The sequence below is a fragment of the Methanohalophilus mahii DSM 5219 genome (genome assembly GCF_000025865.1).
Classification (GTDB): Archaea; Halobacteriota; Methanosarcinia; order Methanosarcinales; family Methanosarcinaceae; genus Methanohalophilus; species Methanohalophilus mahii.
In genome coordinates, this window is sequence record NC_014002.1 from 35,644 (window position 1) to 47,718 (window position 12,075).

7 protein-coding genes are annotated in these 12,075 nt (G+C 38.6%); 3 read left to right on the forward strand and 4 right to left on the reverse strand.

Annotated elements, in window-relative coordinates; translation table 11 throughout:
* Nucleotides 1-102: 102 nt before the first annotated feature.
* Nucleotides 103-5,604: a NosD domain-containing protein gene (locus tag MMAH_RS00180; RefSeq protein WP_013036517.1), complete on the forward strand. Its 5,502-nt coding sequence runs from the start codon at nt 103-105 to the stop codon at nt 5,602-5,604.
* Nucleotides 5,605-6,037: 433 nt separating this feature from the next.
* On the opposite strand, the gene MMAH_RS10395 is transcribed toward MMAH_RS00180, so the two are convergent.
* Both MMAH_RS10395 and MMAH_RS00185 read right to left on the reverse strand, forming a co-directional pair.
* Nucleotides 6,038-6,181: a hypothetical protein gene (locus MMAH_RS10395; protein ID WP_013036518.1), complete on the reverse strand. Its 144-nt coding sequence runs from the start codon at nt 6,179-6,181 to the stop codon at nt 6,038-6,040.
* A 251-nt stretch (nt 6,182-6,432) separates the two neighbouring features.
* Nucleotides 6,433-6,744 (reverse strand): hypothetical protein, encoded by a 312-nt coding sequence (locus tag MMAH_RS00185; protein WP_013036519.1) that lies wholly within the window; start codon nt 6,742-6,744, stop codon nt 6,433-6,435.
* Nucleotides 6,745-6,872: 128 nt separating this feature from the next.
* Here MMAH_RS00185 and MMAH_RS00190 point away from each other — a divergent pair, with 128 nt between their 5' ends.
* On the forward strand, nt 6,873-7,808 hold the full coding sequence (locus tag MMAH_RS00190; RefSeq protein WP_013036520.1) for a CAP domain-containing protein: 936 nt from the start codon (nt 6,873-6,875) through the stop codon (nt 7,806-7,808).
* A gap of 149 nt (nt 7,809-7,957) precedes the next feature.
* On the opposite strand, the gene MMAH_RS00195 is transcribed toward MMAH_RS00190, so the two are convergent.
* Nucleotides 7,958-8,749, reverse strand: a complete 792-nt coding sequence (locus tag MMAH_RS00195) for a hypothetical protein (RefSeq protein ID WP_013036521.1) — start codon at nt 8,747-8,749, stop codon at nt 7,958-7,960.
* Nucleotides 8,730-10,010 carry a TIGR04279 domain-containing protein gene (locus MMAH_RS00200; RefSeq protein WP_013036522.1) on the reverse strand — a complete coding sequence of 427 codons (1,281 nt, stop codon included), beginning with the start codon at nt 10,008-10,010 and terminating at the stop codon, nt 8,730-8,732. Before MMAH_RS00200 ends, MMAH_RS00195 begins: the two co-directional genes overlap by 20 nt.
* A gap of 511 nt (nt 10,011-10,521) precedes the next feature.
* On the opposite strand from MMAH_RS00200, the gene MMAH_RS00205 reads away from it, so the two are divergent.
* Nucleotides 10,522-12,069: an ABC transporter substrate-binding protein gene (locus tag MMAH_RS00205; protein ID WP_245526230.1), complete on the forward strand. Its 1,548-nt coding sequence runs from the start codon at nt 10,522-10,524 to the stop codon at nt 12,067-12,069.
* Nucleotides 12,070-12,075: the final 6 nt, after the last annotated feature.

The following is a 12,075-nucleotide window of genomic DNA, read 5'->3' on the forward strand; positions in this document are numbered from 1 at the left end:
TCTGAGTGAGTAGCAGATTTTCCGACAGTCTCAAATATATTAATTGAGTATTTAATATTCAGGCATATTTTAATCTTGATACAGGTAGGGAGATGATTTCTGATGAAAAACAATTCTAAACTGTCTAATAAAAAGCAAGCAGTTAAACTACCGATACTGATAATATCAATTGTTACAATTTTAATGGCATTATCAGGTATAGTTACAGCCCTCCCTGATTACGGGACCGATACATACCCAGGTAATTACACACCAGATAACCAGCAGGTCTTGCTTATCAACAACAACAGTGATGTAATAGCCGGACTCTGGGAAGGTAACAATACAGGAGTGTATTATTATAATACCAGTAGTACCAGCTGGGAAAAAGAATCTGGTGCAAGCGATAAAACGAAAGCCATCCAGAGAGCCATAGATAAATCAACAATCGATAATCAAACGATAATAGTTGGGGATGGAACTTACAACGGAACCCTAAACATAAACAACGATAATGTGAAAGAAGTAATTGGTTACGAAAACAAACCCACAATAGACGCAGAAGTTGGTGGGACCCCTATAACGATTGATGTTGATGATGTTATAGTAAAAGAACTCAACATAACCAAATCAGGTGGTAAAGAAGCGGGAATCAAAATTAATTCAGACAACGTCACAATAACCAACAACACAATAACAAAAAATGGACAGGTAGGAGTCTATCTCTATAGTTCAAGTAATAATACTATTAGCAGTAACGAAATAACAAACAATAAGTATTACGGAATCTATCTCTATAGTTCAAGTGTTAATTCTATTTATTTGAATAACTTCCTAAATCATTATCAAGCTCATGTTTATACTGGTAGGTATAGTTCTTGGGGTTCTTCGAATTTGATGAACTATACTTACGATGGAGAAGAATACACCAACAAATTAGGTAATTACTACGATGATTTTACAGATAGCGATGCAGACGATGATGGTGTATGGGATAATACCAAAGGGAACGATAAATATCCATTAGTAGATAAAGCCGGTCATTACAGCAATTTAACTCCTATAGAGGAGATAGTTGAAGTAGATGGAGTTATTGGAACCAAATATGAAGAAAATCCACCAGGTAATCAAGAGGTATACCTTGTAAATACAACAGGACATATAACAGGTGCATGGGAAGGAAACATAGACACAGCGGAAGTTATTCAAAGAGCAAATGATGAAGCCACCTCGGATAACCACATAATAATAGTTGGGAACGGAACCTACAAAGGGAACTTAGATATAAACAACCCTGATGTGAGAAAAGTAATTGGTTACGAGAATAAACCCACAATAGACGCAGAAAACTCGGGGTCTCCAATAACGATCAATGCTAACGATATCACGGTAAAAGAACTCAATATCACCGGATCAGGCAGTAGAGATAATGCAGGGATCAAGATTAATTTGGATAACGCCACAATAACCAACAACACAATAAACAATAATCGGAATGGAATCTACCTATATAGTTCTAATAATACTGTTACAACTAACGAAATAACAACTAATAATAAGTATGGAGTCTACCTCTCGAGCTCAAATAATAATACCGTTACAAGTAACAACATAATAAACAATAATTTAGAGTACGGAGAAGCAGGAATCTATCTCACGCAATCAAGCGATAATACATTCATTAGTAATAACGTAACAGACAATTATAGAGGGATTTACCTAGAACAAGGAAATAATAATGTTTTCACTGATAACAATATAACAGACAATATTGGCGATTATGTCTATAGGTCTAAGAATTTTCATGGAGTCCATCTCGTAGGTTCAAGTGATAATTCTTTCACTGGTAACAACATAAAAAATATTACTGGTTATAGTGAAACTCCGAATGGTGTTTACTTTGGTGAATCAAGTGATAATAATACCTTTGCTGGTAACGAAATAACAAACTGTGCTACGAATGGAATCCTCCTCAGTGGAATTGATAATACTATTACTAACAACAAAATAACAAACAATAAGAATGGAATCCACATCTCAGGAACTGGCTCCGAGGCAAACAATAATAGCATTACTAATAACGAAATAACAAATAATACTAAAAAAGGAATATCCTTTTACCTAGCAGATGATAATACCGTTGCTAATAACAATATAACAACTAATGAGAATGGAATTGAAATCGTAGAATCAAGCAGTTATAATACTGTCGCAAATAACAACATAACAAGTAATGATAATGGAATCTATCTCTATGGGTCAAGTGATAATTCTATTTATTTGAATAACTTCATAGATAACGGTAATCATATTTATTTTGATGTTGATGTTAATCCAGATTATGATTCTGATAATTCTTGGGTCTCTCCGGAATTGACCTATATCTACAATGAAGGCACAAATACCAGTAGATTAGGTAATTACTGGGATGACTATAAAGGAAACGATGAAGATGGAGACGGAATTGGAGAGACAACTTACACAATCCAAGAGGATGCTGGCAATGATACCAGGCCATTGGTAAATACAACAAACCAATACAGCATTCCCAAAACTTATAGTGTTTCTTTGGGGACTGTTTCTGAGTCTGAATCTGTTGGTGTAAATGAGAATGCCAGTTATACTTTAACCGTGAAGAATACAGGTAACCTGGATGATTCCTATAACTTGGTGATTAGTAGTCCAAGGGCCGATGCTTTTCTGGATAAAAGCTCTCTTAACTTAGCTCCTGGCGAGTCCAAGTCCGTAAATCTAAATGTTTCCTCTGATTCCGGTGGGAACTTTGATGTAGATGTGTCCGCGATATCAACTAATACAGGACAGAAAGAAATTGTCACCACGACTACAAAGGTGGAACAGTATGGCCTAACAATGAGTGCTGACTCAACTTCTTCAACGATTAAACCGGGCAACGAAACTAACTACTCACTAACAGTTAAGAACACAGGTAATCGGGAAGATACGTATAATCTGGAAGTTACAGCTCCATCTTTAAGTCCTGGCCTGACGACCGGTTCTCTCACTATAGCGCCGGGTAACACCCAATTGTTTAATGTCACTCTCTCAAACTCAACCACTGGTTCATATACAGCTACTGTAAACGCATCATCAACCAATGATACGGATGAATGGACTGAGAAAACTCTTGAACTAAATGTTGAGAAAGGAGATAATCCGGATGTTTCCCTGTCGCTGAATCCAACAACTAAGAGAGTTGAAAGAAATGGAGAGGCAGCCTACACTATCAAGGTTAAGAATACAGGAAATGTAGAGGATACGTATTCATTAATTAATGGTTCAGATGCTTCATCGAGTCTAGGAACAAGTAATATGAATCTTGGTCCGGGAGAATCATCAAGCACTATCCTGACAGTTAGTAACACGAGTGAGATTAAGACCTATGCAACGGATATAACGGTGGAGTCAGATAATTTTGATGTGAGTTCTAGTGGTACTGTATACACAAAAGCGGTTAAGTCGGTGGATATCATTGCTAGTCCCGGATCACAAACCACAACCCCGGGAAATAATTCAACCTATACTATTAGTATCCTGAATACAGGCATCCAAACCCATAACTATACAGTATCCATACCGTCCAAAACATCTAACACCGATTCAACACTTTCAAAAAGCACTATAAATGTTCTGGAAACAGGACAGACTGCTGAAATTAAATTGTCTCTTAATAACACCAAATCATTAGCAGGTGGAGAATCCAGGGGAATTGAGGCAGCAATAACGGCTTCAGTAACGGAATCACCTGATAAATCTGATACCACAACAGTAAGCTCTCTATATACAGAAGAAGAAGTTTATGGTGTATCTATTTCCAGTGATGTGGTTGAGCAGGCTGTTAAGCCTGGTAATAATGCTACTTATCTGTTAACCATACAGAATCTGGGGAACTCAGATGAAACCATAAATCTGTCTAAGTCCGTACAGAAAGGTAATTTGGAGAAAAGTTCTGTGTATTTAAGCTCTTCTGGTGATTTAGGTGGTGAGAAAGTGGTTAAGTTCAATCAGCCATCTTCTGAGGCAGGTGAAGTAGTTATAACTGCAAATTCAAGCGGAATAACTGATTCCTTGATCCTGAATACAAGGGTAGCCGAAATCGACCAGGAATATGTGGTTAACAGTGATGTAGATGATGCGTCAACAGTTACTAACTCAGAAGTGGAATCATCCACCATAGTTAACTCAGAAGTGATTAATGATTCCGTTGTTAATAGTTCACGTGTGATAGATTCGAGTATAAATAATACAAAGGTTATTGATTCGGATTTGTCAAATGTAATGATAAAGAATGGAGTAGTTGAGAATAATCTGATTAAGAAGGGTGTTGTTACGGTTGATGGTACTGAATATGAGTTAACAGAAGAAGATGAGGCAGTTACCGCTGAGGAATTAGTAAGTTCTCAAGAGTTTGACAGTAACATAGTAGGTTTTTCAGGTGAAATAACTCAGATAACATCACAAAACTCCAATGTAACCCTCAACATGACAAGCGATGAGAACTATGTAGGTGGGTCAATGAAACTCCAAAGGTCGAGTACCCCACCAACCGATGTCGATGCGGAGAATACTAAAACTTCTCAATATGTAAGGATTAAACCAACTGTTAATGTAGAGGAATCCACTAAATACTATGTAATAAAACTGTCTTACACTGATGAATGGTTAAAACAAGAAAACATTATTGAAGATACTGTGTCTATATATCGCTATGATGAGAACACGGGAGAATGGGTTAAACTCGTGGAAGAAGGAGATCCAAGTTTTTGTAATGGAGTGGAAAGAAATCTTGAAAATAACTACGTAAAAGCTAATGTAACCAAATTCTCAACCTACGAAATAAACGGACAAAGAATGAATGACCGAGAAGACGGAGATAGAGTAGAAGAAGTTTCAGGTACTGATGATGATTCGGTCAGAGTGTCTGTGGGTGAGAGCATGCCGGCTGAGAGTGTCCGCTCAACCAATTCTAAACAAAAGGTAGTTTCTGCAGGAGAATCCGTTGAATATAACTTCAGCGAGAGTAGTGGTCCTGTCAAAGGTATAAGTTTCGAGTCAAAAGAAAATATGGGACGTGTAATTGCCAAGGTGCAGACCCTTGATAAATTGCCCGACGATGTCAAATCACCGACTGAAACTGGTGACAGTGATAGTACTGAATCCGGTGAAAAAGACCAAACAGCAAGTAAGACTTACAGCACCATGAGCATCACGGTTGGTAAAAGTGGTACTGTATCGGAAAGCAATTCAGATAACACCTTGATCGAGTTCGATGTCACCAAAGAGTGGGTCGAGGATAACAACATCGACCCAGAAACAATCCGGATGGAGAGGTATCACAACGGAGAATGGCACGACCTGCCAACCAACAAAGTCGCAGAAGATGACAATCTGCTGCATTTCACCGCGTTTACTCCCGGATTCTCGATATTCGCTGTAGTTGGTGACGAAATCGATACTGGAATTGAGGAGCAAGAGACCGAAAATGATCCTGAGGTAGATGAAACTGTGGAACCCGAACCAGAAACTGAATCCACACCAGGGTTCACATCGCTTCTGATACTCGGTGTGATTGGGACTGCCTACATGGTTTTGAGAAGAAAGAATTGAATGCAGCAATTAATGCTGCTTCTTTATTATTTTTATCGATAATCAACCTAAACTATTGTTTTGTAATCGACATACTTTTAACTCGAAAGTAGGGTAACTTTTTAATTTTTTGTAGTAACTATTCCCCTAATTTCCCCTAATAAATTATTATTTTATAATAAGAATTCCCAATGTGATTTCGATCAGAAAAAACACAAAGGGGATTAATTTGATGAAGACACCTATATTACATAAATCAGATGAAAGAGGTCAAGTTCAACTTACTAATTTATGATTTTGATAAGTATATTTCTGTACCCAGTAATTATTCAAATGAGGATTTCTACAGAGCCTAAATTTGTATGCTATTTAAAAAAGAGCTCCCTTTACAGGGAGCTTAACTATCCAAAACACAGGAAGGAGGTTGTAGAAAGGCCATTTTAGATTTTTGCGCTCACCCCCGGTTGTACCCGTGGCCCGAATAGAGCCGATACATCCTGTTGCGACGCACTTTCCCGTTATTGTCCAAAATGGCTGAAAAGACAATTGCCGGGTCAATATTTTTTCCCTGTTTGTATAGTACGACTTTCTCTATCATTTAGTTCTCCCCGATTCTTTAGGTTTTAACCCTGGAAAGTAGATTGGCAGGGAGATATTTATAGTGCTGGAATTGGGCTACATATGTTAGGGGTTTGGGTAAGGATGGTTGCAGAACCGTACATCACGGCAGGTATCCACGAATGCCTATGTAGAGTTATTTTGTGTAATTTGTATACAAATGTACAGGTACTGAAAGAAAAATCGGATGTTGTGGATGAGCCTTCAGGTAACTCCTTCAGATCATGAGCATTACAGTTCTCCCATAATTCCTACAGTAACCCAGCTTAACAGGAAGGCTGTAACAGCAAAAAGAGATACACCTTGTTTGATAAGTTCGCCCCCAATTATATAGCTAGTAATTGGATTTCCTGCAGCGATACTGCCGATGAGACTTCCTATAAAAGGATCAATCAGAATATTGCCGGTAAAGATTGTAGAGTAGAGAGATTCAGGAACTGCAGCTTTGAGAAGGCTGATCGCCATTATGACTCCCACAACGACAGGCAAACTTTGATTCAAAGCATTCAGGGTCTTCTTTGCACTTTTCACAATATGGTTCATAGATCCATCATCTTTTTATGCCCTGTATTTTTGAATAAGTTATAAATGTATTCGCTATTTTTATATAATTAAACATAATACAAATAATGGGTTTCTATTGGCAGTAGACATTTCAAGGAGATTATACGGTGGAAAAGTTAAAATTTTTGTTAATATTATTTCTGGCAATTGCATTTTTAATTTTCCCGGCAGGTGCTGAGAATCTGTATTCTGCTGAGGAGAAACAAATGCTGGATTTGATTAATGAAGAACGTGCTGAACAGGGGGTATCTCCTTTACAATTCAATTCTCTGTTAAATGAGGTTAGCAGTGAACATAGCAGGGATATGATTGAAAATAATTATTTTGCTCATGATTCCTATGATGGCACATCTTACTGGCAGCGTCTGCAGGATTTTAATTATCAATCGAGCACTACAGCCGAAAATATCGCGATGAACGTTCCCTTTGACCTACAGAAGGCTCATGCAAACCTAATGGCTTCTCCGGGTCACAGGACTAATATCCTGAATCCCGATTATAATGAGATTGGTATTGGGATCTGGGTAGGTGATTATACCTGCAATGGGGTTACCTATTCAAATGCAGCAATGTTCACACAGGATTTTGGATGGAATACTTCTGCTGATGAGAAAGATCTGCTTTCAATAGAAAGTTACAGCCCACAGGATAATTTCTCTTCAGATCCTGAAAGTACGCAGGAATTTGCTGTAACTACGAACCGACCATGCAATATCCGGTGGCTGATGGATGGGGGTGAGGTACGAGAAATTAATAACGAAATGACTTCCTCTTATACTACATCAAAACCTTCAACTGGTACATATGAGGTTAAGGTAATAGTTGATGATGGAGTTTCTACAGATATCAGGGAATGGTCCTGGACTGTAGTAGAGGATGATATTGATTCTTCCTATCATGCTTACGATTTTAACCAGAATTGTTTGATGGATACCAGTGAAGTGTCAAAAGCGATCGATGATTATTATGCCGGTAAGTTAGATGTTGCGGAGATTTCCCAAATAATCGATTACTGGTACCTTGGCTCTGATGGATATTGCTGATAAGCTACTGCTATTACTATGGGTCTTAAGAGGCATCATTCCGGTCAATCAAAAAAAGCAATAAACAAGTTGTTCTCCGTAATCTGGCATACTCCCACGACTAAAGTTCGTGGGCTTTCTCTGCTCCTACACCCCTTTAATCGTAAACATTAATTCTGGCAATAAGTGTCCCCTGAAAGGAAATAACCTATCAACTGTGAGAGTTTATTGATGGAAAGGTGGCCGGTAAAAAAATCATCTATCCCTGCAGAAAGTTCTCCCATCTCAATTATGCAGTTCTGGTTTGCATCATATACATCGTATTCAGGCTGGATTACTACTGGTTCCTCATAGAGGGTAATTGTTTCATTAATTTTGCCAGCACTTAATTCAAATATCCCGGGTGGTATTGAATTGGTGGTATAATTATCTTCAAAATAACCCTCTGTATCTGCCTTTATCGAGCTGGATGCATTGATGGTAAGGTTGACAGTTGATTCTCCATCCTCTGCATGGCCATCAATTATAATATCATAAGTTCCTGATGGTACGTTTGATTGGGATACTGTTGCAACTCCGGAATCAGCATCTGCGCTCTTTGTAATCCAGAACAATATCTTAACCCGGACATTCAGGTCTTTAACTTTCTCACCTCTCACCTGAAAAGTATTGGATCCATCGGGAATTTCAACATCATCTATCCTGTACTTGTAAGTGCCATCAGATACATTGACAGTTTGATTAAAAGAAACAGTTATATCGAGTACTTCATCAGGTTGAGCAGTACCATTTATTTTTATGTCCTCTCCCACAACTGGATAATCGGGATATACGGATAATTCTGTGACAGCAGCACTGGAGAGGGGTATTGCAACAGCAATCATAAGCAATGCGTATAGTATTGTTGTAAAAACTCTAGCACCGCTTCTGTGTGATTTACCTTTAGATTTGATAGTATTCATCCCCTGATAGGTAGTAGGTTACAAATTTTGAAATTTCGACAATAGACATATCCCCAACAAAGAAGTCGTCTATACATGCACTAAGTTCTTCTATTTCAATAGTGTAATTCTCATTGAAATCATAGGGATTGTACGGCGCGATGAAGACGTCCTGCTGGCCAAATGCAACAAGACCTTCCCCGGCTTTGTATACTCCTGTAAGCAGAATGTATTTATCTTCTGGGAGGTCTGTGGTGGTTATACTGAGGCTAGTTTGGTTTGCCTCTACAGTTTTCATTATAATAGTCCCGTTGTCAGGACCAATTAGTTCCATTATCTTATTCTGGACATCATTGCGTTCAATATTGGAAGAGTCAATTCCCAGAAGGTCATATCCCTGGATCAGAGGTATTTCATTCACTGTCAGATTTGTGCTATCCTTTGAACCATTGCACTCCATTTCAATATCCGCTTTGTACACACTATCCTTTACAAGTACCGCACCATAGGTATAACTGGTATCATTGGCAGCATTCAGCATGCTGATGTCCACATTTATATTTTCATTTAAATCGACAGCTGAGGATGCAGTTATTACAGAATCATATTCCAGTACTTCAAATCCTGTGGCAGAAAGGATGAAAGCATCGTAGTCCTGCATTTGGCTTGTATTGAGCAACATAAGTGCCATGTAATCTCCGGCTTCCAGCCCATTACATGTAATCTCAAGATCCCCATTTCCGTCAAGTTGTTCGTTCGGGTATTTTTTGTATGCATTTTCAGTTAGATCATGTATACTTGCCAGATTTGCCTCTTTGAGATTTTGGTTAATGTCGCTGATAACTCCCCGGTTTACATTGATGATGTAGAGTTCAACATCATCATAGGCAAACATATCTGAACCATAAAACTCAAGCGATACATCGTTTTGACCATGTATATCGGTGAACATTGAATGATTTGCAAAGGGATAGGTGACAGTATAATCGTCATCTGCATCCATGGTTATATTTATGGGTGCACTGCCATAATTGAAATCTGTCGCATTTATTCCCTTATAGGTAAAAGATATTGGATGAGGTAATTGGAACTCTTCTCCACCCTTAACAGCTATCCAGTTTCCCTCGGTTTCAGAACTTGTATGATTGGCAAACCCTATGCTTGCATCGTTGATTGTGACATTCACTTCATAGGAATCCGCAACAGCAATACTTCCCAGTCCAATTAGCAACAGGGTAACTATGAATATGTAACATAATGATTTAAGTCCCTTTGATTTCATGCCCCTACCCCATATTTATATTAAGTATGATTTTTACACATTACTACCTTAGTTTCAATATTAAATCATTGGTGAAGGACCCAGATATAAGCATAAGAACGATTTGTCAGGACTTTTGGTAAGGGTTTTAGACAAACCAATTAGATGTTTCATCTTTTTCCCTCTTGAGGAAGGATTTGAATATCAATCAAACATTCATCTGGTTCAATGTACAGCTACACACTTCTGAAGTTTCAGGAATATCTGAAATCCTGTGTTGTATACTCACTAGAGTACATTATGAGGTAATATAAGACATCAAAAGAAAGTATTTTCGAATCGATTATTGATATCATTCGTCGCTAAAATTTAAGATGAATTGTATTTAACAAGTCGGTTGGCCAGTTAAAAATACTGCAGTATTTGGTATTACGAATTGGACCATTCGTAATATTAATATAACGGCAAACAAATCAAGGTGATTGTGATACGGATGATGAATTTAAGAAAAAGTAGCACTTACCTGATTATTTTGTTATGCACTATTTCAATTTTGATTGCTGGATGTGCGGATCAGCAACAAAATGAAGACAATAATATTAATGAAAATGATACCCAGGCAAAAATCGTCGAAATTGCACAGACTTTTGGGCCTTCAGATAGTCTTGACCCTTCCTCCAGATGGGTTGGCTGGTATGTTAGAGAAGCCGGGCTATATGAAACACTGTTCAGTTATGATGAAAATATGGAAATGATACCTGAACTTGCAACCGGATACGAAGCCATAAACGATACTGCCTGGCAAATAATACTCAGGGAAAATGTGACATTCCATGATGGTACACCCATGACATCAGAAGCAGTCGTATATTCGATAAACCGGGTAAGAGATCCCGATAATACACGCAGTAGCCAGTATGACTTTATAGAGAATATAGAGGCTCTCGATGATTATACAGTATTGATTACCACAGAAAAACCCTATGCACCTGCTATTGCAAGCCTGACAGATCCGATCGTCTCAATTGTAAATCCTGAGGCTACTGATCTTGCAGTATCTCCTTCCGGTACCGGTCCTTATGCTTTTGAGTCCTTTGAACCGGGAATAGAACTGGTTGTCAAAAAGAATAATAATTACTGGTCGGGGAAACCACAACTTGATGCTGCTGTGTTTAACTATGTAAGTGATCCTGTAACCAGATCCCTCAAACTTGAAGGAGGAGATGTACAGATCGCAGACGGTATCCCTCCTGCAGAAGTTGCCCGCCTGGATGCCAAAGATGATATTAAAATACACAACGAAGAAACCATGCGAACCGGATTCATGTATGTAAATACCAGAAAAGCACCTTTGGACGATATACATGTAAGACAGGCTATTAATCATGCAATAAACAGAGAGCAGGTCATAGATGCTGCACTGGAAGGCGTGGGTGGTTCACCTGCAGTCGGAGTTTTCCCCTCCCTGTTTAGCTGGTCTGCAAATGAGCAACTTGATCCCTATGAACACAATCCTGAAAAAGCCCTCGAAATGTTTAGACAGGCAGGTATCGAGGATGTTGATGGAGATGGTACACTTGATTATGGAGGAGAAGCCTTTTCACTCAACATAAAAACCTATGCATCAAGACCTGAGATGAAACCTGCTGCAGAAGCAATGGCTGCTCAATTCCAGGAGATAGGAATAGAAAGTGAGGCAATCATTCTTGAAAGTGGCGCTCTTAGTGCAGATATGAGTGACGGCAACTATGATCTCGGCCTTTATGCCTGGGGAGTAGCACCTACAGGAGACCCGGATTATTTCCTGTCACAGCATTTTGCTTCAGACAGCAAATATGCAGGTTGGACGGGTTACTCCAATGAGGATGTGGATGAATGGCTGAAAATGGGACGTACTACCATGGACAATGATAAGCGTCTGGAATACTACAACAATGTACAAAGAGAAGTATTTGAAGAGTGCCCCGAAATATTTGTATTCTATTATCGCAAGACTGTGGGTACCTCAGACGAAGTACAGGGCTTCACTATTTATCCCAATGAAATAACCTTCCTGACTGAAGACGTGAGATTGGAATAAGGTGGC

Excerpts from the sequence above, each read along its gene's own strand:
- MMAH_RS00180 (WP_013036517.1), top strand. The coding sequence starts at position 103 with ATGAAAAACAATTCTAAACTGTCTAATAAAAAGCAAGCAGTTAAACTA.
- MMAH_RS10395 (WP_013036518.1), bottom strand. The coding sequence starts at position 6,181 with ATGATAGAGAAAGTCGTACTATACAAACAGGGAAAAAATATTGACCCG.
- MMAH_RS00185 (WP_013036519.1), bottom strand. The coding sequence starts at position 6,744 with ATGAACCATATTGTGAAAAGTGCAAAGAAGACCCTGAATGCTTTGAAT.
- MMAH_RS00195 (WP_013036521.1), bottom strand. The coding sequence starts at position 8,749 with ATGAATACTATCAAATCTAAAGGTAAATCACACAGAAGCGGTGCTAGA.
- MMAH_RS00200 (WP_013036522.1), bottom strand. The coding sequence starts at position 10,010 with ATGAAATCAAAGGGACTTAAATCATTATGTTACATATTCATAGTTACC.